Source organism: Pseudoalteromonas sp. P1-11 (assembly GCF_001399995.1).
Classification (GTDB): Bacteria; Pseudomonadota; Gammaproteobacteria; order Enterobacterales; family Alteromonadaceae; genus Pseudoalteromonas; species Pseudoalteromonas atlantica.
Genome location: NZ_LJSP01000002.1, coordinates 142,350 through 167,833, shown reverse-complemented (window position 1 = coordinate 167,833; position 25,484 = coordinate 142,350). Strand labels below are relative to the sequence as shown.

The window sequence follows — 25,484 nt, the reverse complement described above, 5'->3', positions numbered from 1 at the left end:
TCTGCGAGCAATTAAACACTAGCTAGTGAGCTGCTTTTTAAAAACTTTTTATAAATTAACCCAATAAGTCACACTTTATAGCAATTAACAAAAGTAAAACAAGCCAAAAATACTATTTTTTATACATGACGCAGTACACTTTTTAACTTAAAATAGCCATCTCACTGACACACTCCACACCTAATATATGTTTACTCTCCACGCAATTAATGTGTGGCTATTCACTATTTTTAAAATCAAAGTTAAAGGATCTTCTATGAGTGCAGATGTTGCGTCGGCATCTAATCAGTTAAATAAAGCTGCTATTTTATTAGTGTTAGCACTAGGTACGTTTATTTTAGGATTATCAGAATTTTCAATGATGCCTATGCTACCGCTGATCAGTGAAACGTTTGGCTCAACCCCTTCGCAAAGTGGCTATGCAATTAGCGCCTATGCTATTGGTGTTGTGGTAGGTGCGCCGGTATTAATGCTTACAACGGCCAATATGCGAAAACGCAAAGCTTTGCTGATTTTTTTAAGCCTAATGTGTATTTCTAATGGCTTGAGTGCATTAGCAACCTCATTAGAGCAGCTCGTTATTTTTCGCTTTTTAAGTGGCTTACCTCACGGCGCTTACTTTGGTGCCGCTATTTTGCTTGCCTCCGATATTGCCCCTTCGGGTAAACGCGCAAGCTTTATGTCAAAAGTATTTATGGGCTTAACCATTGCAACCATCGTAGGCGTGCCTATTGTTACCTTGGTGGGGCAAAACCTAAGCTGGCGTTATTGCTTAGGTGGCGCTGCGGTTTTAGCGTTTATTGCGTTTATATTTGTATACAAAGTAGTTCCAAATATTGATAACGCTAAGCCATCTAACTTACTTAACGAGTTTGGCGTACTTAAAAATAAACTGGTGTGGTCTATTTTAGGTATTGTTATTATTGGCTTTGGCGGCGTGTTTTGTATTTATACATACATTGCCGATACAATTTTAGATGTAACTAAAACAGCCCCTTACACTATTTCTATCGCTATGGTGATGTTTGGTATTGGTTGTACGTTAGGTAATTACATATTAGGCAAAGCGGCCGATAAATCTGCCATTAAAACCACAGGCCTTGCACTGGTGTGCACCATCGTATTTGCAATTGCCTACGTTAGCGCAAGTTACAATATTTGGATGCTGTATGCGGTTATATTTTTTATTGGTTGCAGTGTGGGTTTGGCAACGCTTATTCAATCTTTATTAATGGATGTAGCCCCAGAGGGCCATGCAATGATTGGTGCATTAGTACAATGCGCATTTAACACCGCAAATGCTATCGGCCCTTGGGTTGGCGGGGCTGTTATTGCACAAGGTGCAGCGCCTAACCAAACAGGTTATGTCGCAGCGGCGTTGTTTTTAGGTGGCTTAGTAATGTGGTTTTTAAGCTACTTGCAACTTAATAAACAACAACCCGCAGCACAAACCTGTTAAGCATATAAAAAGAGCGGCTAATACAATTAGCCGCTCTTTTACTTTAATAAGGGTATTTAATCACCCACCTTACTGGGCCTCTAACGACGCCATATCAATAACAAAACGATAGCGTACGTCTGATTTTTCCATTCGCTCATACGCGGTGTTTATTTGGTCAATATTAATCATTTCGCACTCTGGCAATACGTTATTTTTGCCGCAGAAATCTAGCATCTGCTGGGTTTCTTCTATCCCACCAATTAGTGATCCTGCGATGCGGCGGCGACCCATTAAAAGAGGCACAGTGTTTAGCTCTTCTACGGGGCCAACTTGCCCAACAATAACTAGCGTCCCATCTATGTCTAATAAGGGTGTGTAAATAGACAAATCGTGCTTAACAGGTACGGTGTCAATAATAATATCAAAAGCCGACTGCGACGCTTTCATTGCATCTTCGTCAGTCGACACTAAATAATGCTGCGCGCCAAGTTTTACTGCGTCATCTTTTTTAGACTCACTTCGCCCAACCACTGTTACACTCGCGCCCATGGCTACGGCATTTTTAACAGCCATGTGACCTAAGCCACCAAGCCCTACAACGGCAACACGGCTGCCTTTTGTAACGCCCCACTTATGTAAAGGAGAGTAAGTAGTGATACCTGCACATAATAAAGGTGCAACGCGCGAAAGCTCTAGGTTTTCAGGGACTGATAGTACAAATTCTTCACGAACAACAATATGTTTAGAATAGCCACCTTGGGTCATCTCGCCGGTTTCTCTATCTTTACCTGCGTATGTGCCTACCATGCCTTCTTGGCAAAATTGCTCTTCGCCGTTATCACACTGTTTGCAGCTTTGACATGAATCAACCATGCAGCCTACCGCTACCGTGTCACCTTTTTCATAGTTTTTAACAGCGCTACCAATGGCTTTTACTTTACCTACAATTTCGTGCCCAGGGACTAACGGGTAACGGCTTCCGCCCCAGTCATTGCGCACTGCATGTAAATCAGAGTGGCATACGCCACAATATATAATTTCAATTTCTACATCGTTATCGCGTAAATCGCGGCGCTCAAAAGTATATTCACCTAGTTGAGCACCTTCGCTTTTTGCTGCATATCCTACTGTTTTCATAACAACTCCATAGTCTGTAAAAATTTAAGTCGTCTACCTTTTAGCTTATTTAAGTGCTTTATTTTAAAACCAATCCCATAAGGGCTGCCTCTAAAAATAATACCGGTATGCACTTTGATGTGGTTTACACTAACGCCGGCGCTGTGAATGCACCCTGACCAAAAAAGCCCAACAAGGTTGGGCTTTTTTAACTTAAATGTTGGTTACTTATCCAGTAACGTATTTATCTCATCAATGAGTGAATGTATACGTTCAGCATTTTTTCCTAAATCGCTTCGCCCCACGCGTGACTTACTGCGTATATCTACGAAGCGCTGGCTGCCTTCATCATTGATACGCACAACTACATCGTCTTTAAAACCAAACCATGTGGTGGTATCCGTTGCTTCTACAATGCCCGTAGCCGCATTAACATTAACAAGCTCAAACCCTAAATTTTTAACCGCTTGCTCGGTAGCAGCCAATAAGTCTGTTTTTGATTGTGCATAATTTAGTGTTTTTAGCTCAGGGTAAGCTTTGCGTTGCTGCGTGGCTGTTTCTTCTCCTGCGTATTCAGCTGGGTTTTTAGCATCCGCTCGCAGCGGTACAATTGCCACAAATTTTGGCGGGTTAATTAAATCGGTCGAAATATCATGGATCGCGGGTACACTTTTAGCCTTGCTCATCATGCTCAGTGGCATTGCAATCGCGATGGCTGCAAACACCAATGCCATTAAAGTGCTGCCCATGCTAAGCGTTTTACGCATAAAAATAACCTGTATAACAAGCAGCACTAATGCAGCGCCACCCACATACACACCAAATCTAAACCCTGCAAACGCAGTACTTAGTTCAACAACCCCATACTTATATAAAGGCCCTGGCAGTAAAACGAGTAAAAAAGCGATTAAACTTACTAAGCTCACTAAAATTTTCATTATTATGATTCCTTTATCATGTGTGATCTTTAATTTTAAGTATTTGAAACCAGTACATTATACTGCCAAGCACTGGGTTTAGATTACAATTAACAGCTCACGCCACTGTATAGTGATAATTAAGTGCTTTAAATAATAAGCTTTGTTCAAAAACCTTAAAATAAGCTAATTAAAACAACTAAATAACGCATTTTTATTATCAAGCAGCGGCGCTTTAACCTTAAACTAACGTACCTAGGCTGGCGTGTCAGTATCATTACACAAAAAAGTCTAAGGTAGCGCTGTTAAAGTTACTTAAATTAGGAAAAATATCAACCAGCTCCGAAACAGGCACGCCAAACCACTGCGCTAACGTTGCAAAGTATTGCTCGTTAGCCACTTCCGGAATTAACCGCCCGCCTCCGGTATCGTATTCGCCCTCTAATTGCTGAGTAAGTAACTGGCCATAAATAGAACGGCCTTTTACCGCGCCGCCCATTACTATTTGATTCCCCGCCCAGCCATGGTCGGTGCCATCGCCGTTTGAGGTGAGCGTGCGGCCAAAGTCCGACATAGTAAACGTGGTGACTTTATCATTCATGTTTAGCTCTTTCATGGCACTGTTAAACTCGCTGAGCCCTTGAGCTAGCGTATTTAATAACGCAGGGTGCGCAGTAAGCTGATCATCGTGGGTGTCAAATCCCCCCATAGAGACAAAAAATACTTGGCGCTGTGTACTTAACGACGACTGCACACTAATAGCTTTGGCCACCGCGGCTAATTGCTCACTAAAGCTAGTATCGCTAAAGGTGGTAGTAAGCGCTGGGGCTTGTTCAAGCGCACTGTTCATCGTTTGCGTGTTGGTAATTGCGCTATTTAAGCCATTCGCATATTCACGCCCTAGTACATGGCTTGCATTGCCTAGCAAGCGGTTCATTATGTTAGTAACGTGCTCAGTGCGGGGCTGATAACCTCCAAAGGCGTTAATTGTGCTTATGCCACTTTTGTTAAGCGCAAAGGCACTGGTATTTGTGCCTGTTTGCCATAAATTAGTGCCATCGAGAGAGATATTTGCCGCAAACTGATCCTCTACAGCTAATCGCTCTAGCATACGTGCGCCCCACCCACTGTTTAAAGAGGCTTTTTCTCGGCCGTACATCCATGATGCTTGCTGATCGTTATGCGAAAATAAATGCTTAGGTAAAGGCACCGCGTTATTTTTGTAATCTGTTAATGTGGTGGGGGTAAGTAAAGTGCCTACGCCACCAACAAAGGCTAAATCATCCGACTCAAACACGCTCTGTAAAGGCGCAAGTGAGGGATGAATACCCACGCCACCTGCAAACTGCTGAGAAACACTTAACGCTAGCGGATTGTCTACTGCGAGGTTTTGCCGGCTTTGCTCGTATAAACTACGCTGCTCTCCCTCAAGGGGTAGCAACATATTAAGTGAGTCGTTTCCGCCGTATAAAAATACACACACTAGGGCTTTATAATCACCGAGTTCTATTGCATTAGTTGCCCCCGTGAGTGCTTGAAGCTGCAAACTGGTTAAAGCGGCTGCCGATACCCCGCCTTTTAAACATAATGACAAAAAGTCTCTTCTATTTAGGCTCATTATGCGCTCCTAATACTGCACGTTAAATTCAGGTGAAATAGCAATCATGTATAACAAGTACGAAACCCTCACGCGGTACTGATCCTCGTCAAAGTAGGCATCTAAATCAAGCAAAGCTTGTGTAGTGTCAGCGCTCATATTGCCGGCAAAATACAGGGTATTATATTGCTCTATCAGTGCGCTAATGCCATTTTGCGTCAAGTAATCCATATCGCTTTGTACATAAACATAAATTCCTGCAGGGTTTAACTCGGTATGCGCTTCGGCTGTACTCCAAACCAAACTTGCAAATAAGGCATTCATTGTGCCTATTAAAGTCGCATCGTTGGCTATTTGTAATTCAGGCGCTACCAAACCTTGGGTGCGTAACGCCGCACTTTGGTAATCGGGTCTAAAAAAGTTAAATACAGAGCCCGACTGCATGGGGCCTTGCCCATAGCTATCGACTAAGTTCCACGTTTTATAATAACCTTGCTGCGACTTCGCATTAAGGTTTCGCCAAAACTGCACGGTTTTTAAAAGTGGTTCTTTAATTTTACCTTGATAGCTAAGTACACTGCCAAAATGGCGTGCTTCGTCATCTAAATAAATAGCTTTAACAACTGCGGCTAAATCGCCTCGTACACCGCTTCCATTATCGTTAAATACACGTGCAACGCGCTCTACATATTGCGCAGTAGGGTTTGAGGTAATTAACCGCTGAATAAGCTGCTTAGAAATAAACGGCGCTACGTTGTCGTGATTAAATAAATTATCGAGGGCTATTTTTAGCGACTCCTCTGGCCCATAACCTGGCGGTATAACCTCATTATTTAATAGTACTTTTTCTTTGCTCGAATGGTATTCGCTGTAAGCTTGCATAGGGTTTATATAATCACGGCTTTTGCGTTTAAAGGTTTCGCTGCCGGCAAATGTCCAGCCTGTAAATACACGCGCAAACCCCTGTATTTGAGCCTGTCCGTAAGTTGCTATGCTATTACCGTCTGCATCTAGTTTAGCGGTGCCATCAAGGTTTAACTCATCTAGGCCAATGGTAAATAATTGCATAACCTCACGGGCGTAATTTTCATCTGGGCGAATATTAAGTGCTTCATCAGCTTTTTCGTTCCCTAAATGGCTTAGGTACGTGCCCATAATTGGCGAAAGCGTTACCTCTTCGAGTAACTCTCTAAAATTGCCAAACGCATGTTTGAGCAATAAATCGTAGTAAGTGATCATACCCTCTGGTTGTGCTCGCAAATCGCTATTTTCATCCGATACGACCAATATTTCACTCAGTGCAAATGCAACGCGTTGGCGTAGTTGATCGTCACTTTGTAGCACCGCTTTCCACCATGCATCTATTCGGCTTATATATTTAAAGTCTTCGTCATCTTCAAGTTTTACCAGGTAGTTGCGATGGTAGCTAACTGGCAGTGCTATTTGGTTATCGAGCCATTGTTGCTCACTTAAACCTTGAGCACTGTTTATTTCAGCAAGCGTTGGCCCCATGCTAGCTTGGTGTAATAACCTAGCGGCGCTGTGTATGTCCATGCTGTTTTTGGCTTCAAATGTAACGGTTTGCGTGTTTGTTGCCCCTTCATTATCGGTGGCTGTGACGCTAAATGAGTACGTTATAGGCTCATAACTTTGCGCAGCGGGTATAGTAAGGCGGGTACTTAACGCATCTAATGGTTCATTCAATAATGTGGTGCCCGCGGTTTGTTGCCAAACCACACTGCTTAATGTGCCGTCTTCATCGCTTGCTGTTGCAATTAGCTCAATGGTTTGGCCTTTAGTTAATTCGCTGGGTATGTCGACAACCGATAAGGTAGGAATTTTATTTGAATTGACGGTGGGCGTGTCATCGCCGCCTGAGCCACCACAGGCGCTTAGCAATAGAGCACAACTTGCTAATAAAACTGATTTGTAATGCATGTTAAATCGTCATCGTAAATTAAAGAAGGTACGCGTGTATGTACCGAGTTTGATACGATTATTGAAACACAAAATTTACAATTTAACCTTTTATTTTTTGTAACCGAGCGCTATTTAGCTGTTTTGTCGTTAATATTAACCTCAATAATGGGCTTTTTTTTATTAAAAACGTTCACCTTATTAGCGGCTTTAGCCACACGTTGCCAAGGCGTTTGTAGGTTCTCGTAAATTGGCCGCCAATACGCATCCATTACACTGTTGTGCCCCCGGTCGTTATTGCCAACGCCTACAGTAATTTTACCTACTTGATGCGCTTTTATCAGCGTGCCACAGGCTCTATCCCAAATGGCTAACGCTGAGCCTAGGTTACGGTCAAAATGTTTTGGATTATCGCTGTGATGAATTTGGTGCTGAGCTGGACTAATTAACCAATTTTCTATTTTTTTACCAAAGCTCCACCACACATGTGAGTGGCGTAAATTAGCGCCTAAAGCATTAAAGGCAAATACAAATACATTAGCCCCCAAAATATCTAACATTGATAAATTTCGGCCAAAGCAATACACACAAACGCCCACCACAAAACCTTGGGCTAACGCCATTCGACAGGCATATAAATAGCTTTCAAACGGGTGGCTGCGATAAATGGTCATTGGGGTGAGCACTAACGCGCTATGATGTACCTTATGAAAATGCCACAAAAACGGCACTTTATGCAGTGCTAAATGTAATAAAAACCGTGTTAAATCATCAAATATAAACAATAAAACGGTAAAAATAATTAACACCACAGTACTTGGCAGCTGCCATACTGCGCGCTCACCAAAAAGCCATTGCAGGGCATCACTTACACCAATAGCAACAGGCACCATAGTTAACACTATAGGCACCCACAGCGCGGCTTTAAGTAAGCGGTTTATAATTAATAATTGGTAGTCGAGCTTGGCACTTTTACTCAGCCAAATACGCTTACTAAATAAATAGCGCCCCAGCCCACGCCACGTGCGCTTTTTTTGCTGCGCACGGCCCGAGAAATACAGCAACATTGCAATCACTAACGCCGCAATGCTATAGCCAATAAAAATACGTTTATTGGCATCAAACAAATAATTTGGCGTTTGAAGAAGCGTTTGCCATATAGTCTCGAGCATAACTTACCTCTTAAAATTGATATTTGTAACCCACGGCTACGCTACGCGGTTTACCCGGGCGCGCGCCATATGGGCGACGACTAACAATGTTATCTTGGTCAAACAGATTATCTACCTTAGCGTAAATATGCCCATATTGATCAAGCTCGTAGCGCGCAGCAATATCTACAACGGTTGTAGCGGGTACCTCGACACCTGCCAACGGTAATGAAAAATCATTCCCTGTGGTGTTACCAAGCTCGCCAGCGGTATAAGCTACGCCAGCGGCCTCTGGCATTTCTGAGGTGTATTTTATTAATAAATCAACCGACCAATCGTTATGTGCAAGGCCTAAGCTCAGCGCAGCTTGATGGTTAGGCAAGTACGGTAAATGATCGCCCGGGCGAATATGCCCCCACTGCGTAAATTCGCTAAATAGCTCTTCTTTAAACTCACTTTGCGTGTAGGTATAAGTTAAGCGTACCGGCACATCAATGTGCTTATTTAATGCGTAAGTGTGTGCAAATTGAGACTCAACGCCCCATACATCCACTTCCCCACCACTAAATTCGCGGTCAATTTCGTTTTCGATTCCACAATTTGACTGGCCACAGCTTTCTACTAAGTTTGAATAATCATTAAAAAAGCTCACTACTTCCACTTGGCTGTTACCGTTGTTGTAACGGCCACCAAATTCATAGTTTACGCTTTTTTCAAACTCTTCATCTCCTTCACGTACAGGGCTAGATGGGCTTGAGGGCACAAACCCTTGGTGTACACCAAAAAGTAACCCTGCATTGGCCGATAATTGGTAAAAGCCACTTAAACCAGGTAACCAAATACGGCTCGATTTATCTTGCCAATCGTTTGCTTGTCCAGGGGCGTCATTTTGATACGACATATCCATTAACTCGCCGCGCACGCCCAAACCAAGAGTTAGCTTATCGAAGGTTACTTTGTCTTCAATATATAACGACCACGCATCGGTAGATTCGGTATTTTGTGTGGTAAATACACTTGCGGTGTCTGTACGGGTGTTAACCGCGTTAACCATGGCGTATGTGTCTTCAAAATGATCGCGCTCTATTTCATCTTGATGAAAACGCACCCCAAATGAGAGTGAATGTTCAAGCCCAAACGCAGCGACTTGCCAATCACCATCAAACTGTATGCCTTGTGAGAAAAAGGCTCTGTCGTTAGTTCCCATGGTTAAAAACACATTGCTTTCATCACTTTGAACCGAATCGGCTTGGCCACTAATAACGCTGTATTCACGCTCAAAGCGTGTTGGGTCTGCCAAAATATCCGACAAACTACCACTGCTGTTAGTAACCGCGTTGAGTTTAAGCCATGCACGTTCAAAATCGTTGCGATAGGCGCGGGTTGTAAGGGCAAAATTGTCGCTGCTAAGTTGGTGGGTAAACATCACTTGCGTATGCTTAGTATCCATATTTGCAGGGCCGCTGGCGGCATAGCGGCGATACGGTGTTTGCTGGTAATCTTCTTCGGTTAACCCAAGGTAGGTTTCGTTAGAAAGCTCATCTGAATAGGCCAGCTTTAACTCAAAGCGTTGCTTAAACTGCTCGCTATTGAGTGTGTAATCTAATTTAACTAATAAATCGTCTTTTTCAAAGCCAGTATCTTGCCCGCCATCAAGCTCTTTAAAACCGTCACTTTCTAGGTGAACGCCTTCAACTAAAAAGCCAAACTGTCCTTCGCGATTACCATAATACGCGTGCGCTTTTTTATAGCCGTCGGAGCCTGCTGAAATATCAAGCATACCGCTGGCATCATCAGGTACTTGACGCGAAACTAAATTAAGCGTACCCGCCACCGTTTGCGGGCCATAATGTATGGCTGCTGGGCCTTTAAACACTTCAACTGCGGTCATGCGTGTAGTAAGCGGAAAATAATAAGCCGCCGGTGCCGAATACGGCGCAGGGCCAATTAAAACACCGTCTTCTAAAATGGTTATTTTTTTACTACGCTCAGGGGTTACGCCCCTAAAACCAATGTTAGGCCTTAGCCCAAAGCCATCTTCTTCGCGTATGTTTACCCCAGGCACCTGCGATAAAATACGATGAATATCATCAAACTCAAATTGTTCCAGTTGCGCTTCGCCAATTAAAGTTGCCGAGCCTGCTTCGGTGCGCAATTTATCGTTATGGCTAATAATTTGAATATGTTCTAATTCGTTTTTTTGCTCTGCCACTGCTTGGCAACTTACGGCCATAAGCAATGCAATTGTAAGTTTATTGTATTTCATTGTCGCCCTTAGTCGTTATCGCCTGCAGAGGTGGTAGGTAGCTCAAGTGCTAGCTCATTAATAAAGTCATTTTTTAGCTCATCGGTCAGCACTTTCACTTGCCCATGTACATCACGTACCTGTTGCTCGTTATCAATTAGCAAATCGGCCAGCGAGCTATCAATGCTATTTAAAGTGGCTTTAAGGGTTGCTATTCCTTCAACTAAACGTGTTTTAGTAGCCTGTGCTTGCTCTGCATCTAAAAAGTCATCAAAGCCAGTGCCTGCTTGCTCAGCGTCTAAATTACCCATAATTAACGCTTCAAACGCCACTAAGTTATTACGAATATTATCTAAAGAGCTTTTCGCATCTAGGCTTTCTACATCTTCCGGGCACGCCGATGCGCCACACGAATTTGAAAAAATACCAATCGGCTCTGCTAATTTTTTATCTTTTACTATTGTGTCGATATAAAACAGTGCATCGCTAATATGATTAAGCGCTTCATGAGTTGTGCTAAAGCGAGAGCCACTTTGGCCGGTATTTTTTAATTCGTTAGCAAAACCGCTATCCCCTTGCCAAGCTTGTAATAACTGCGCTGACGAACTTAAAACATCTTCACTTGCCACCACAGCAAACTCACAACGAGCCTGACGACGCGCTAAATCTGTACGGTTATTCCAATCTGCAAGGGCATCATTTGCCACACTACAGTGATGCGCTAATTGCTCGTTAAACAACACATGCCCAATTGCAAATAAGCCGCGGCGTGTTGCTGTTCTTTCGCTAATGGCATACGGGCGATTTTGATCTTGGTTAATAACACCGTCTTGGTTATACACCACGTCTTGGTCTATCCCACAGCGGCTAAAAGTAGGCCATGAATATATTTGGTTACGTAACTGCCCTGCGTTATCAAGAAGCGGCCCCATTTGCATCATTTCGGCTTGTTGCCAACCCGCCATGGTATCTAGCCAGGCTTGTTGTGCTTGAGCACGCAGCGCAATGGCCTCTTCTGAGCTTTCTTGTACGCTTTGTATTTCAGCTTGGCAGTAATTTGCAACGGCCTGTGTTTGTGTTTGTGCTTGTTGATTAAATAAAACAAACGTCGGTGTTATTACATTATCGACTAAGTTAGCAACGAGTTGTGCTTCATCAAACTCTGTAACCGCAGGCGTCGTAGTTTGCCCGCTATCACTACTTTGAAAATCACTGCCTGTGCTACTTGAGCTACTTTCACCACACCCACTAAGGGTTAGTACAGTAGCTGCAACCACAACCCCTTTTTTTGCATAATTGATCATTATTTCAACCCTAAAAACTTTGAAAATTAAACGGCAAAAGGCCAGCCCATGGGCTGACCTTCCTTGGTGCTAAAACGGGTGGTTATTACCAGTTTTCAACGTTTTGAGCATCAAAGCCGTAAACTTCCTGCATCAAATCACGTGCCTCTACTAACTGCGCTTTGTATGCATCTGTTAGCAGTGGCGCTTCACCGAGTAATGTATGTAGCTCGGCAAATTTACCTGCGTTATCGTCGCTGTAAAAAGGTGAAAATGGGTTAAATTGAAAGTTCAGTGCAAAGCCTTTCATCTCACTAAAGTGTTTAGCTAAGTTAGCAAAATCGTCAGCACTTGCCTCTGTACCTTGTACTGTATCAATGTCGGCTAATGTGTCGTTGATGTAATGTACAACGGTGGCTGCAATTGCGTTTTCCCAATTGGCTACAGCAATATCACGTTGTGCTAATAACTGCGTTTTTTGATCATCAGTTAATGTACTTGGTGCAGCATCGTTAATAATTTTACGACCCGCAATAAACGCCGTCATTGCTGCGCTGCTAAAGTCAGTCGCCACTACCGCGCCTTTATCACGTTTAGCTGCGTTGGTAGAGTTACCCCAGTTGTATTCACTCGCTAAGTCAATTTTGCCATCGCCATCAATATCAGCGCTTGCGCTACCATCAGAAATAGCATCGTCGCTAAATTCTAAATAATGACGTGCTGCGCCAAAGTAACCAAAACCTTCATCGTATTGATGCTCTAAAGTACTGTAAGTGCCATCGGCTGCTGCATCGGTGTTATCTTCATCAAGCCCTTCGTCTAGGTAATCGTCAGTGCCTTGCGAGAACATTAACGCACCTAGCGTGTGCTTTTGAATAAGCTGGTTTAAATCAAGGCCACTTGTTGTGATGTATGCCGCAGTAATGTCATTACCGTTTACATCCTCAGACTGCGTACCGCTTGCAATTGCATCTACATTCGCGGCAAGTAAATCAAAGTAATGAAAAATAAGCCCTTCTGGCGTTTTTGCTTGAGTGCCGAAGTCACTCCAGCCTTCAAATGTGCCTTCTGTTAGCCAATCTTCTTCCATTTTAGACGCATCGTTACCGGCAATTTTACCTGTTAAGGTTTTGCCTGAATTCGAAATTTCTGCAAACGACTGTTGCAACGTAGTTGCGCCATCAATAAACAAAAAGCTGTTATCTTTTACCGCTTCGTAATCGCTCCAATAAGCCATTAACTGCGCTTTAACGGCATCGCCCGTTAAGCCTTCGCTTTCAATGTAATCAACACTTAATAAGCTTATGTAAGCTTTAATTTGCGCCGAAAGTGCATGACGTGCCACTTGGCCTGTATAACTTACCGCAGAATTACTCGCATTAACTGTTGAGGCAAATTCGTAAACGTTTACGCCATCTTGCGCTTCAATATCAGTTACAGATACGCTCAGTGTTTGTGTAAAACTTAAATCGCCAGCATCGGTTGCAGTAACTGTTACATCAACTGTTTCTACTTGCTCAGCATTAAGCGCTAACGTGCTTTTAAGCGTTAGCTCATTGCTGTCATTAATTTCAAAATACTGTTCATCATCAGAAAGTGTAAATACCATGCCTGTTGCATCGTCATCGGTTGCACTTAAAGTACCGACTACTGCGCCTACTACATCTTCTGTTACAGCCGCTGTTGATAAGCTAATAGCGGTAGGTGCCGAATTAGTCACTGTTGGAGTGGTTGGTGTTTCGGTGCTATCGCTGGAGCTTGAGCCACCACACGCAGTTAAACCCATAGTTGCAGTAATTACTGCACTAGCAAGGAGAGATTTACGCAAATTCATGTTGAATCCTAATATTGTATGTGAATCATTCTTATTTGTAATAGCGACTATTCTAATTACAAATACCTAACAATCAACCTAAATGTTGCTTTTTTGTTTTATTTATAAAATAGTTTTAGTTTTTAGAACAAAGGGAGATCGGCAAAAATACTATTTAACATAGCTAAACAGCGCGTAAATTGCTTAGCAAAGCATTCGTTGTACAAAGCTAGCCCACTCATTAAAGCAATTAACTATCAATAACTTATAACAACGTTTTGTTTGTACTAGATAAGTATTTTTAGAAAGGAACACTGCGCCTTAAAGCTAAGTGCGAACATTACGTAGAAATAAAATCACATTAACTTTTTAGATATAAAAGCTATTTGTAATAATTATTATTTATTTTAAAAACGCATCACTTATAGCGTTTAAGTGTGGTTTTTTGCTCCACTTACTGTTTTAGAGGCTTATATCAGCGTATTGATTAAAGGTATACTAGGGCGTGTTGACCTTGGCGGATAGAAATTTGTTCAATCTAGGGGCGATTAAATCGCGGCGTGTGGTTTGTAACTTAGTTGGCTCGATAACGGCTTCTGCGTTATTTTAATGACTTACATCCGTGTAAGAATAAGTAAAAACCAATAAACAAGAGTTTATCACTCTAGAAAGAACCCAATGGGCAGCCCATGTTTGGCTTTTATGCTGCGTTATCGCCTATTTATGGGGAATAACTAAGTTTCATAAGCTTTGCCTTGCCTAAAAACCAAACATACGGCCGCAAATTCAACCATTAAAAATCAACACCCCCAAGAGATTATGAGAGGTGGTAATGCATTAAATAGTGTAATTTTACTACTCACTTTTAGCTAAGCCATACAATAACAGAGCCTTTTTATGAAAACAGAAATTCGCTACCGCTTTGAAACCTCGCAAGTTGCTAACCGCTTTGTGCATGTACTAAAAGATTGGCCCGTAAACCAAGTTAAAACTCGCCTATTTAATGGCGGCGACAGTGTAAAAGTCACTTACGAGTATGATGAAAGCGGGTTTGATTACACCTCTGCCGAGCTAGATGATTTAGCAGAGCAACACGGTGGTAAAGAAGTTTAAGCACTTAACAACAAAAAGCTATTACAGCCCAATTAGCCATTAACTTTGCTTTAATGGCTAGCGCGTTTTATCACTTTACGTTTTATTCGTGATATTTACGGATCATCGCCACTTTACCGTTTTCAACTTCTATTACTTCCATCATTACTGATGTGTACTCGATTGGCTGCTTACTTTGCGGATGAATGCCCTTAGCGTGGTTTTTATAACGAATCGCAAAGCCGCTATCGTTAAATACAAAGGTATTAAGCAGCTCGCTTTCGTATAAGGTATGCGCGCCTAAATAAAAACGCATGCCCTTACGCATTAGTTTTTTACCCTCTGCTGTGCGAGAGTCATCTACTTGATACGGTATGTGCTGGCTGCCTACATCGTCTGTTAATAAATTAAGGTAGGCTTCAAGCTCTTTTTCACTTGCGTTAGGCGCTTGCGTGGCGGTCATTGTTTTGTAGTAATGTTGTGCAAATTTGTTTAAGTCCAGTGCCTCTTCAGCATTAACCGAAAAGGTACTCACTAATAGCAAACCTAATATAAATAGTCGTTTCATCACTTCTTCCTTGTAGTTAAAAGTATTGATTTATTTATAGGTACACTATATTCATATGTTCAAAAATAAAACAAATATTTTTAAGTTAATAAACCTACATTTTGCTTTTTACTCTATTGGTTGCCACGCTGTTGGCTGGATCGTCGGGCCAAAAATGCTTGGGATAACGTCCTTTCATTTCTTTTTGTACATCGCGATAACTACTAGCCCAAAAGTGCGCAAGATCTTGCGTAAGCTGTAAAGAACGCTTACCTGGCGAGAGTAATTCCATAAGCAGTGGCAGCTTGCCATTTGCAAGCATTGGTGTACTTGTTAAACCATACACTTCTTGCATGCGCACGCTAAGTTTTGCGGGGCCATCTAGTTGGTAATTAATTTTTATATTTGAGCCACTCGGTACCGTTAACCTAAGCGGTAACAGTGTTTTTAGGGCTGTTTGCTGTGTCCAGTCAAAACAATTTTGCAGTGCTTCAAAGTAGTTAAACTTTTTAAGCTGCTCCAGCGTTTTTATATCCTGTAAATATACGCCTAACCAATCATCAGCTGTTTCGATAAGTTGCTGCTCGCTTATTGCCGGGAACGTATCTGGCATAAACTGACTGGCTAAACTCATGCGAATTAATAATTGCTGCGCATCGGGTTGTTCATTAAATAATGCAAAACCATGCTTGGTAAATAAATTAAGCCACGCTTTGGCGCGCTCGGTTTTATCAAGCTTTTGCTTACTTGGTTGGCTTGTAAGGGTAATGGCGCCGAGCTTTACTTCGTCTTGATGGATAAAGCGCGCGGTTTTTTCATCAAACTCACAGCGGGTAAGCGTAGTAAACAAATGCGGTAAGTAATCTTGTAGCTCAAATGGGCTAAGTGCGGTGGCTGCAAAAATACGCGTGCCTTTATGGCCGCCCATGCTTGCAATAGCAAGGTAGTCATCGTTATGCCAGTAATCGGTGTTTAAATCAGCGCCCGCACCATTGGCAAGTAAGTAGCCATTGCCGCGTTTTTTTGCAATGCGGTCGGGGTAAGCTAATGCCACCAGCAAACCTAAATACTCGGTGTTTAGCTCGCTGTTACTGTCGGTTACTTTTAAACGGCTTTGCCAGTATTTTAACTGCTGTTTAAATACTGGGTGTGGCCTTTGCTGTTGGCTATGTAGCGCCAAGCTTAGCTCGTTGGCGCTGTTTATTCGGCTCTCAAGCAGCGCCACTAAATAAAGTGCTAAACGGTAAATACCAGGGAGTTCTGCCTCAAGCGCTTGCGCTTTTAAAAGCATATGCGCTAAGCGAATATCCGCCCCAAAACCCAGCATGTTGCAGCCCAATTTGGTTAACTTGCCTTTAGAGTCGATGGCTTCAAGCATGGTTAATAAGTTTGCCGCTTGCGTGCATTGCTGCGCTGTTGGCGTATCAAGCAAGGTGAGTTCGCTGATATTTGCGCCCCACTGTTTTGCCTCCAGCATAAGTTGGCTTATGTCTGAGGTGAGTATTTCTGGGCTATCGTGGCTATTACGTCGCTCAAATGTTTGTTTAGAGCCAAGCCTGTAAACGACCCCTGGCTCTATTCGCCCTGCACGCCCTGCTCGCTGCACAGCAGAGGAGCGCGATATACTTTGTGTTGTAAGCTCAGTTACGCCTGTTTTTAAGTTATAGCTCGCTGCGCGGCGTTTGCCGCTATCAATAACAATGCGAATGCCTTCAATGGTTAAACTGGTTTCGGCTACATTGGTGGTAAGCACTATTTTGCGCATACCTTTAGGCGCAGGGGCAATCGCCGCTTGCTGATTGGCTTTATCTTGCTCGCCAAATAATGTGGCAACTAAGCAGTTACTTGGTAAATCATTAAGGGCCTGCTGCACACGTACTATTTCAAACTGCCCAGGCAAAAACACCAACGCACTACCGCTTTGCTCGTTTAGTGCTTGTTTTATTAAAGAGGGAATAGCATCTAACCAGCGGCTCTCATCTTTTATTGGTATGTATACTTCGTTAATGGGGTAACTACGCCCGCTTGATTGTATAACCGGGCAGTCAAAAAATTGCGTATAGCGCTCGGTATCAAGGGTGGCCGACATAAGTAGTATGGTTAAATCGTCGCGCAGCGCACTTTGTGTCTCTAAAGCAAAGGCCAGTGAAGTGTCTGCTGCAATTGAGCGTTCATGAAATTCATCAAATATCAGTAAGTCTATATCGCTTAATTCGGGGTCGTTTTGTAGCATGCGGGTAAGCATACCCTCGGTGACTATTTCAAGGCGCGTATTACTACCTACTTTGCTTTCACCACGTACTCGCAAACCAACGCTCTGCCCCACTTTTTCGTTTTGGCACTGTGCTAAGTAATTGGCAATATTACGTGCTGCTAAGCGGCGCGGCTCAAGCATTACAATACGTTTAAAATGGCCGTCGCGCATAAGCTGTAGCGGCAACCAGGTTGACTTACCGGCACCAGGCGGTGCTTGTAATAACGTTATGGGGTTACTTTGTAATGTAGTTAAAAGTTGTTGATATATGTTTTGAACCGGCAGCACTGCTATTTACCCAAAATTGCTTTGTATGCATTGTAACAAAAACCAAAAATAAACGCGCCGCAAAAGCAGATGAGTTTACGCGCATCCATAATCAGAAATAATTACAGACCGCTCTGTACATTTTTTAAGAACATAAGCGTTGCAATAAAAGTAACGCCTCGCTTAAACATATAAATCAATGATTATAAAAACAAAATAAAAAGTTTAACTGATTGGTACACGCTTTGCTCCTTTTATACTGAACGTTAATTAAAGCTAAGTAAGGAGATACTTATGAACAACGATCGTATGAAAGGTAATTGGAACGAGCTTAAAGGTAAGGCGCAACAAAAATGGGGCGATCTTACTGACGACGATTTAGACAAAATTGAAGGTAGCCGTACAGAGCTAGTAGGTAAAATCCAGCAGCAGTACGGTAAATCTAAAGAAGAAGCAGAGCGCGAAGTAGATGAGTTTGAAAAAACTCACTAATCGCTAACTTCTAAAAAAACCGCCAATTGGCGGTTTTTTTGTTTAACGGCTAAAAAAGGAAGTTATTTACGCTTTTAATTGGTTACCTATAGGCAGCTGCCTAATGCGTTTACCACAAGCGGCAAAAATAGCGTTACACAGCGCTGGGGCGTAAACCGGTGTTGCGGGCTCCCCTACACCAGCAGGTGGTGCATCGCTTTGTATTATTTCTACTTCTACCTCTAGTGGTGAATCGCTCATACGCGGTACGCGATAATCATGAAAGTTACTTTGCTGTACTCGGCCTTTATCAAAAGTAATACCGTCGCTAATTGCGGTTGTAATACCGTAAATAGAGCCACCTTGCGTTTGATTTTTTACGGTATCGGTGTTTACAACCGTACCCGCATCAATAGCGACCCACGATTTAATCACGTTTAAATCACCAGCATCCGATACCTCTACCTCAACCACAGTAGCCACATACGTTAAAAAGCTGCGGTGCGCAGCAATGCCTAACCCGCGACCTTTTGGCAGCTTTCGGCCCCATTTGCTTATATCAGCCACTTTTTCAATAACATTGCGTAATTTACCAATATCTAATGGATAAACGTCTTTATCGGCGCCATAGTTATCGTACGAGGCATTTTGCTCGGTTACATCTAAAATGCGATCAGGGCCTATGGTTTCAAGTAAATAGTCTTTTTGGTCGCGCCCTGCTTTGTGCGCCGCTTCAGCTATAAATGACTGAATAGCAAAAGCATGAAAAATATTTGATACCGAGCGCATCCAACCTACTCTTGTTTTAGCGGGTGCTTCGCCGTTTTCTAACTTTAAGTTAGGTGAGTTTATGGGGTTATCGGTAAAGCCTAAGCGTAGCTCAAAACCTGCAGGCGACGTTGCCCCTTCTTGAAAGGTCGACATAATTGGCGAAAACGCCGTACGATGTAAATAAGCTTCTATGTTACCTTTTTCATCTAATGACGCTTCAATATGTTGAGCCGATACCGCATGATAAAAACTGTGCTGAATATCATCCTCTCGCGTCCATTGTACGCGTATGGGTTGTCCTACTTTCATTGAAATGTAAGCAGCTTCTGCCGAAAAGTCAGGTTTTGATTTACGCCCAAACCCGCCACCTAACATGGTTACATGCACGTTAATTTGGCTCTCTTGCATACCAAGTAACGCAGCCACGGTTTTCATATCAGCTTGCGGGTTTTGCGTAGCAGCCCAAATATCAACGCGGTCTTTATGATACATCGCCGTAGCACAAGGTGGCTCCATTGGTGCTTGGGCCAAGTGCGGCGCGTAATAATCGGCTACTAACTTATTGCTCGATTTAGCCAATACGTTGGTGGTATCGCCTGTTTCGCGCACATGCGCTTGCGGCTCATTAACGGTTTGTAATAACAACTTTTTAAATTCTTTTGAATTATAATCGCCGTTTTTACCATCATCCCACACCACTTTTAGTGCTTTACGCGCCTGCCATGCAGCCCAGGTATTTTTAGCAACAATAGCAATGCCGCCTTTTGGCTGAAATTGCGGCGCGCCTTTTGGTACAGGCATTTCAATAACATCAACTACGCCATTAATTGCTTTAGCGGCGCTGGCATCAAACGATTTAACCACACCACCTACTACCGGCGGGCGCTCAATCATAGCCACCAGCGCTTTTGGCTCGCGAACATCAGCAGCAAAAGTGGCTTTACCGGTTACTAAATCGGTTAAATCTATATGCGCCATACCGGTATTTATATAGCGCCATTCTTTACGTGTTTTAAGTGTTAACTTGTCAGGCTCTGGCGGTGTAATGCCAAGTGCGAGGTCGATTAAGTCTTTATAGGCAAGCGTTTTACCCGAGCTGTGGGTAACCACGTGCTGATTAGCTGTACAGGTTTGCGGCTCAACGTTCCAATATTTAGCAGCTGCGTGCTGCATCATGTAGCGTACACTTGCACCCATTTCGCGTAGGCGCTGCATGTTGTAGCGAATACTGCGCGAACCATCGGTATTTTGATCCCCGTATTTAGGGTCGCCCTTACCTTGAGTAACAACCACTTTATCCCACGCAGCTTCCATTTCGTCTGCCACAATTTGAGCAATGGCTGTACGAATTTGTTGGCCCATTTCAGAGCGGTGGCAGGTTATTTCAACCATGCCATCGGGGCGCAGTGCTATAAATAAGTTAGCGCGCTTTGCTTGCTCAGAGGGTTGCTCTAACACGCCTGCAAACGCTTTTGGTGCGCTGCCTACAAAATAAGTGCCTAATACTAATGCGCCTATTGCGCTGGTTTTTAAAAATTGGCGACGGTTTAGGTCAAAGTACGTATTGTCGTTTTTCATACCTCTTCCCCTTGTTCATTTGGGTCAAAATACTCAACGCCCGCAATGGTTTTAGCCGCCGACTTAATCGCTTTATGAATACGTGGATACGTGCCACAACGACAAATATTGCCCGACATATTACTCACTATTTCATCATCAGTGGGATTAGGGTTAGCGGCTAATAAGCTTGCCGCTTGCATTATTTGCCCGCACTGACAAAACCCACATTGCGGCACTTTATGCTCAACCCAGGCTTTTTGCACGGGGTGGTCGCCTTGCTCGCTTAACCCTTCAATAGAGGTAATATTGCGCCCTGCCACAGCCGATACCGGTAATATGCACGAGCGCTGCGCTACGCCATCAATATGTATGGTGCACGCACCACATTGCGCCATACCACAGCCAAACTTAGGCCCGGTTAAATTTAATTCATCTCGAAGATACCAAAGCACCGGCGTTGACGGATCGCCTGTAAACTCATGTTTATTACCATTAACGGTAAGCGTGATCATATTTAACTCCTTGGCAAAGCGCTTTAAAGGAATGCCTTGTTGCGCGAGAACGGTTTGAATAATTGCTACTTTTTTAGCCTACCACTTAGGATTGGTTTATTGAAATTTTTATCGGCGAACCGCCAACTTATAGCTGTTATTAAGTGGCAGCTTTATTGGATAGAGATAAGAAGAGTTTACTGATTCTACTCAGCACTTATAACTGACTCATTTAATAACTGCTCATCATTTTTATATACTTCAAGCCAGCCAGGTGGCGATGTATCGCAGCCAATAATAGTAACGTGTAATATGTAACTATAGCGTCCGTTTATAAACGTATAGTGGTGATTGCCGCCGCTACCCTCAAAGGTAATATCACCGTTAAATAAAACCATATCTGGCTTGTCCTTTGGCCTTTTATCACTACTCCACACTGCATAACGGTAATTTCTATCACCTAAATCATCAACGCGAATATGGTAGCTAGCCGTTTTCCAATCCAGCACTGGCTCTTCAAACGTATTAATACTTGAATGGAGTGATTGCTTGTCTTGTTCAATTAAGCGTTTAGCAAATGCCTGCTCTTTGGCTGTGTGGCTATTTATACCGATAATTTTACCGTCGGTATCTAGCCACATCACGCAGTTATTTAGCATAATGCCGCGCCAACCAACTTTATCCCAATCGGTATTAATATTAGAGCTGCCAATAATAGTAACAAGCTCCTCGTCAAACACTTTATCAAAGCGGTTAACAAACTCAGCTTCATTTTTAATGTCAGGCAATGGATATTGCCTTTTTAGAGGGTAGCGAATATGCGCAGCAATCGCAGCTTTATCCTCCGCTTTAAAAGCAGCAATAACAGGTAAAACACTCTCGTGATATTTCTGCTCAAGCGCAAATGTGTTTGATGTGAAAAATAGGGATAGGCAAAGCAATATGTAATTTAGATACTTCATGAATAGTCCTTTATCTCAGTTTTTTTTATCGAAGCAGTCCGTATTAGTTTGATACTTCTTTTGCCTCAATTATTTTTTGCAATTGATTAGCTAAATGATTTATTTCAGTAATTGCCTGATATAAGTCATCTGGTAGTATAACTATTACTTCGTTGTCCTTGGTATACCCATTTCTATGGACAATATCATGTCTTATGTCGATAATTGATTTTACTTTTGTCGTGTCTATATTTATTTTACAACCAAGTACTTTTTCGTACATTTCCATGACTTTATCAATTTTGTGAAATAATACTTCACTAACGGACTTAATTGCCAACCCACTTAAATCTATTCCTGATTTAGATAAATCAAACAATGAATATTTCGTATTCCTTATTTGCTCCAAACGCTCTATCGCATTATTTAGATAGACATTGTTTTCAGATATTAAGCTTTTTATTGTGTCCCCTAAAAAAGCTTCAAGAAGTGTTACCGAGTATGAATAACACATTTTAATTATTAAGTTTTCATCTAGAGGAATTGGTTGGGAGAGTGAGTTTTTTGCAAGCTCCTTTACATTGCTTAACTCTGTCATAAAGTTTTGATAAATATCAACTGAGCCATTTTCCTTTAACCATTTTATTTCTGAAACCCACTCATATTCATCATTTAAATGGTCCTGATAAGCAGAATACTCAATGATTAAACTTTGCCATTCATCCGATTCTACTGTTAAATCTTGATCGCTGAGCCTTTCACGTACCCACTTTTCAGCCTGCTTATTTTGTTCTTCAAATAAAAATTCTTTAATAGAGCTCAAAATACTTCCTTATAATTTATGTTTAAATAATGGATATATTAACTATTTATAATACTTTAGAAATAAGTTTTCTTAATAAAAACAAAAACGAGCCAATTTGGCTCGTTTTTCTTTTACTGATAGCTGACAGCTAAAACTGACCGCTTCGCTATGATTCCGGCTCATACCCCAAATTAGGCGACAGCCACCTTTCAGCCTCTGCGAGCGTCATATTAGTTCGCTTGGCGTAATCTTCTACCTGATCCTTTTGAATAGATGCTACGGCGTAGTATTTTGCCTCTGGGTGTGAGAAATACCAGCCCGAAACCGCAGCGCCTGGCCACATGGCGTATGAGCTGGTGAGCTGCATGCCAATGCGTTTTTCGGTATCGAGTAACTGCCAAATTTTCTTTTTCTCAGTGTGCTCTGGGCACGCTGGGTAACCTGGCGCTGGGCGAATACCTTGGTAGTTTTCGCGAATTAGCTCATCGTTACTTAAGTTTTCATCGGCTGCGTAACCCCAATACTCTTTACGCACTTGTTCGTGCAAGTATTCTGCAAACGCTTCTGCGAGCCTGTCGGCAACCGCTTTTACCATTATTTTATTGTAGTCGTCTTGCTTGGCATCGAACGCGTCGGCTAGGTCGTCTTCTTCTAAACCACCCGTTACGGCAAACGCACCAAAGTAATCAGGTGTGCCTTTTGGCGCAATGTAGTCAGCCAAACAATAGTTAGCAAAGTCGGTTTTTTCGGTTTGCTGGCGTAAATGGCATGAGGTAGTTAACAGCTCTTTGCGGGTTTCGTCGGTGTAAATTTCTATGTCATCACCCACGCGGTTTGCAGGGAATAAACCAATTACACCTAAAGGTTGCAAAGCACCTGACTTTTCAAGGTCGTCGAGCATGTCGTTAGCGTCTTTAAATAAGCTACGTGCTTGCTCGCCAACGACTTCATCGTCCATTATGCGCGGGTATTTACCAGCGATTGACCACGTCATAAAGTACGGGGTCCAATCTATGTATTTACGTAACGTGGCGATTGATACATTTTTAAATTCGGTCACGCCCAGCTTTTTAGGCACCGGTGGCGTGTAATTATCCCAATCAAGCTTGGCTGCGTTATCGCGGGCACGCTGTATGGTAACGGGTTTTGAACGTGGCTTTTTGCGCGCTTGTTGCTCGCGTACTTTTTCGTACTCGGCTTTAGTTTTTTCTAAAAAGGCCGGTTTTAGCTCTTTAGATAATAAGCTTGATACCACGCCCACTGCACGGCTGGCGTTATTTACGTACACTACGCCTTTGTCGTACTGCGGTTCAATTTTAACGGCAGTATGCGCTTTAGAGGTCGTTGCGCCGCCAATCATAAGTGGGAGCTCAAAGCCTCGGCGGGTCATTTCTTTGGCTACGTGTACCATTTCATCAAGCGATGGGGTAATTAAACCCGAAAGACCAATTATGTCGGCTTTTTCGTCAATCGCGGTTTGCAGTATTTTTTCGGCAGGTACCATTACGCCTAAGTCGATTACTTCGTAGTTATTACATTGCAGTACTACGCCTACAATGTTTTTACCTATGTCGTGCACGTCGCCTTTTACGGTGGCCATAACTACTTTACCGTTAGTGGCACCTTCTTCTTTTTCGGCTTCTATGAATGGGTCTAAGTAGGCCACTGCGCGTTTCATTACGCGGGCCGATTTAACAACTTGCGGTAAAAACATTTTACCTGCACCAAATAAATCCCCTACCACGTTCATGCCATCCATTAATGGCCCTTCAATTACGTGAATAGGTTTATCGGCGGCAGCGCGGCACTCTTCGGTGTCTTCATCTATAAAGGTGGTAATGCCTTTTACAAGGGCGTGCTCTAGGCGTTTTTCAACAGGCCATGTGCGCCATTCTAAATCTTCTACGCGTTCGGCTTGTGCCATACCCGAAAACTTAGGGGCTATTTCTACTAAGCGCTCACCTGCACCTGGGTCGGTGTTAAGGATTACATCTTCTACGGCTTTGCGAAGTTCCTCGGGAATATCGTCGTAAACTGCAAGCTGGCCTGCGTTTACAATACCCATATCCATACCCGCTTTTATCGCGTGGTATAGAAACACCGAGTGAATCGCTTCACGTACGGGGTTATTACCCCTAAACGAAAACGAGACATTAGACACCCCGCCCGACACTTTACAGTGTGGTAAGTTTTGTTTAATTCGGCGTGTACCTTCAATAAATTCTACTGCGTAATTGTCGTGCTCTTCTATACCGGTGGCTACGGCAAATATATTAGGATCGAAAATAATATCTTCCGGCGGGAAGCCAATCTCTTCGACTAATATTTTGTAGCTGCGTTCACATATTTCGTATTTACGGTCTGCGGTGTCGGCTTGGCCGTCGGTATCAAACGCCATAACAACAGCAGCTGCACCAAAGCGTTTAATAATTTTAGCTTGGCGTTTAAATGGCTCTTCACCCTCTTTAAGCGATATTGAGTTAACAATAGCCTTGCCTTGAATACACTTTAAACCTGCTTCTATTACTTCCCATTTAGAGGAGTCGACCATAATGGGCACTTTAGAAATATCGGGCTCTGAGGCAATTAAGTTTAAAAACTTAACCATTGCCGCTTTTGAGTCCAACATGGCTTCGTCCATGTTTATATCAATAACTTGGGCGCCGTTTTCTACTTGCTCGCGGGCAACATTCAGGGCGGTCTCGTAATCTTCTTCCATGATTAAGCGTTTAAACATGGCAGAGCCGGTTACGTTGGTACGCTCGCCAACATTGGTAAATACTGCAATTTGCTGGGTCATGTTGG

18 protein-coding genes are annotated in these 25,484 nt (G+C 42.8%); 3 read left to right on the top strand and 15 right to left on the bottom strand.

Annotated features, from left to right (window positions below; translation table 11 throughout):
* Window positions 1–256 precede the first annotated feature (256 nt).
* Window positions 257–1,459, top strand: coding sequence for an MFS transporter (locus tag AN390_RS03430; protein ID WP_004587418.1), 1,203 nt, complete (start codon window positions 257–259; stop codon window positions 1,457–1,459).
* 69 nt (window positions 1,460–1,528) lie between these two features.
* Here the strand turns inward: AN390_RS03430 and AN390_RS03425 are convergent, their stop codons facing one another.
* The 8 genes from AN390_RS03425 to AN390_RS03390 form a co-directional block, all read right to left on the bottom strand.
* Entirely contained in the window at window positions 1,529–2,578 is a 1,050-nt protein-coding gene (locus AN390_RS03425; protein WP_055252974.1) for an NAD(P)-dependent alcohol dehydrogenase, read from the bottom strand.
* A 203-nt stretch (window positions 2,579–2,781) separates the two neighbouring features.
* Entirely contained in the window at window positions 2,782–3,495 is a 714-nt protein-coding gene (locus AN390_RS03420) for a DUF1499 domain-containing protein (protein WP_055252973.1), read from the bottom strand.
* A 256-nt stretch (window positions 3,496–3,751) separates the two neighbouring features.
* Window positions 3,752–5,092, bottom strand: a complete 1,341-nt coding sequence (locus AN390_RS03415) for a DUF1501 domain-containing protein (protein WP_055252972.1) — start codon at window positions 5,090–5,092, stop codon at window positions 3,752–3,754.
* Window positions 5,093–5,101: 9 nt separating this feature from the next.
* Window positions 5,102–7,009 (bottom strand): DUF1800 family protein, encoded by a 1,908-nt coding sequence (locus AN390_RS03410; RefSeq protein ID WP_055252971.1) that lies wholly within the window; start codon window positions 7,007–7,009, stop codon window positions 5,102–5,104.
* 110 nt (window positions 7,010–7,119) lie between these two features.
* Window positions 7,120–8,160, bottom strand: a complete 1,041-nt coding sequence (locus AN390_RS03405; protein WP_095206724.1) for a sterol desaturase family protein — start codon at window positions 8,158–8,160, stop codon at window positions 7,120–7,122.
* Between the two features lie 10 nt (window positions 8,161–8,170).
* Window positions 8,171–10,405: a TonB-dependent receptor domain-containing protein gene (locus AN390_RS03400; RefSeq protein WP_055252970.1), complete on the bottom strand. Its 2,235-nt coding sequence runs from the start codon at window positions 10,403–10,405 to the stop codon at window positions 8,171–8,173.
* An 8-nt stretch (window positions 10,406–10,413) separates the two neighbouring features.
* Entirely contained in the window at window positions 10,414–11,688 is a 1,275-nt protein-coding gene (locus tag AN390_RS03395) for an imelysin family protein (protein WP_055252969.1), read from the bottom strand.
* 85 nt (window positions 11,689–11,773) lie between these two features.
* Window positions 11,774–13,501, bottom strand: a complete 1,728-nt coding sequence (locus tag AN390_RS03390) for a DUF4856 domain-containing protein (RefSeq protein ID WP_055252968.1) — start codon at window positions 13,499–13,501, stop codon at window positions 11,774–11,776.
* 876 nt (window positions 13,502–14,377) lie between these two features.
* On the opposite strand from AN390_RS03390, the gene AN390_RS03385 reads away from it, so the two are divergent.
* Window positions 14,378–14,593: a hypothetical protein gene (locus tag AN390_RS03385; protein WP_004587424.1), complete on the top strand. Its 216-nt coding sequence runs from the start codon at window positions 14,378–14,380 to the stop codon at window positions 14,591–14,593.
* Between the two features lie 82 nt (window positions 14,594–14,675).
* On the opposite strand, the gene AN390_RS03380 is transcribed toward AN390_RS03385, so the two are convergent.
* Both AN390_RS03380 and hrpB read right to left on the bottom strand, forming a co-directional pair.
* A complete protein-coding gene (locus AN390_RS03380) occupies window positions 14,676–15,140 on the bottom strand; it encodes a nuclear transport factor 2 family protein (protein ID WP_055252967.1) in 465 nt (154 codons plus the stop codon).
* Between the two features lie 94 nt (window positions 15,141–15,234).
* Window positions 15,235–17,661, bottom strand: coding sequence for an ATP-dependent helicase HrpB (gene hrpB, locus AN390_RS03375; RefSeq protein ID WP_055252966.1), 2,427 nt, complete (start codon window positions 17,659–17,661; stop codon window positions 15,235–15,237).
* Between the two features lie 273 nt (window positions 17,662–17,934).
* Between hrpB and AN390_RS03370 the strand changes: the two genes are divergently transcribed.
* Complete coding sequence (locus tag AN390_RS03370) at window positions 17,935–18,132, top strand: CsbD family protein (protein ID WP_054983219.1); 198 nt, start codon at window positions 17,935–17,937, stop codon at window positions 18,130–18,132.
* Between the two features lie 66 nt (window positions 18,133–18,198).
* Here AN390_RS03370 and AN390_RS03365 read toward each other — a convergent pair whose 3' ends face one another.
* The 5 genes from AN390_RS03365 to metH all read right to left on the bottom strand — a co-directional run bounded on the left by AN390_RS03365 (window position 18,199) and on the right by metH (window position 25,479).
* Window positions 18,199–20,460, bottom strand: a complete 2,262-nt coding sequence (locus AN390_RS03365) for a xanthine dehydrogenase family protein molybdopterin-binding subunit (protein ID WP_055252965.1) — start codon at window positions 20,458–20,460, stop codon at window positions 18,199–18,201.
* Window positions 20,457–20,954 carry a (2Fe-2S)-binding protein gene (locus AN390_RS03360; protein WP_055252964.1) on the bottom strand — a complete coding sequence of 166 codons (498 nt, stop codon included), beginning with the start codon at window positions 20,952–20,954 and terminating at the stop codon, window positions 20,457–20,459. Before AN390_RS03360 ends, AN390_RS03365 begins: the two co-directional genes overlap by 4 nt.
* Before the next feature lie 185 nt (window positions 20,955–21,139).
* Window positions 21,140–21,895, bottom strand: a complete 756-nt coding sequence (locus AN390_RS03355) for a hypothetical protein (RefSeq protein WP_055252963.1) — start codon at window positions 21,893–21,895, stop codon at window positions 21,140–21,142.
* A 43-nt stretch (window positions 21,896–21,938) separates the two neighbouring features.
* Window positions 21,939–22,697: a HEPN domain-containing protein gene (locus tag AN390_RS03350; RefSeq protein WP_055252962.1), complete on the bottom strand. Its 759-nt coding sequence runs from the start codon at window positions 22,695–22,697 to the stop codon at window positions 21,939–21,941.
* A gap of 148 nt (window positions 22,698–22,845) precedes the next feature.
* Complete coding sequence (metH, locus tag AN390_RS03345) at window positions 22,846–25,479, bottom strand: methionine synthase (RefSeq protein WP_055252961.1); 2,634 nt, start codon at window positions 25,477–25,479, stop codon at window positions 22,846–22,848.
* Window positions 25,480–25,484 lie beyond the last annotated feature (5 nt).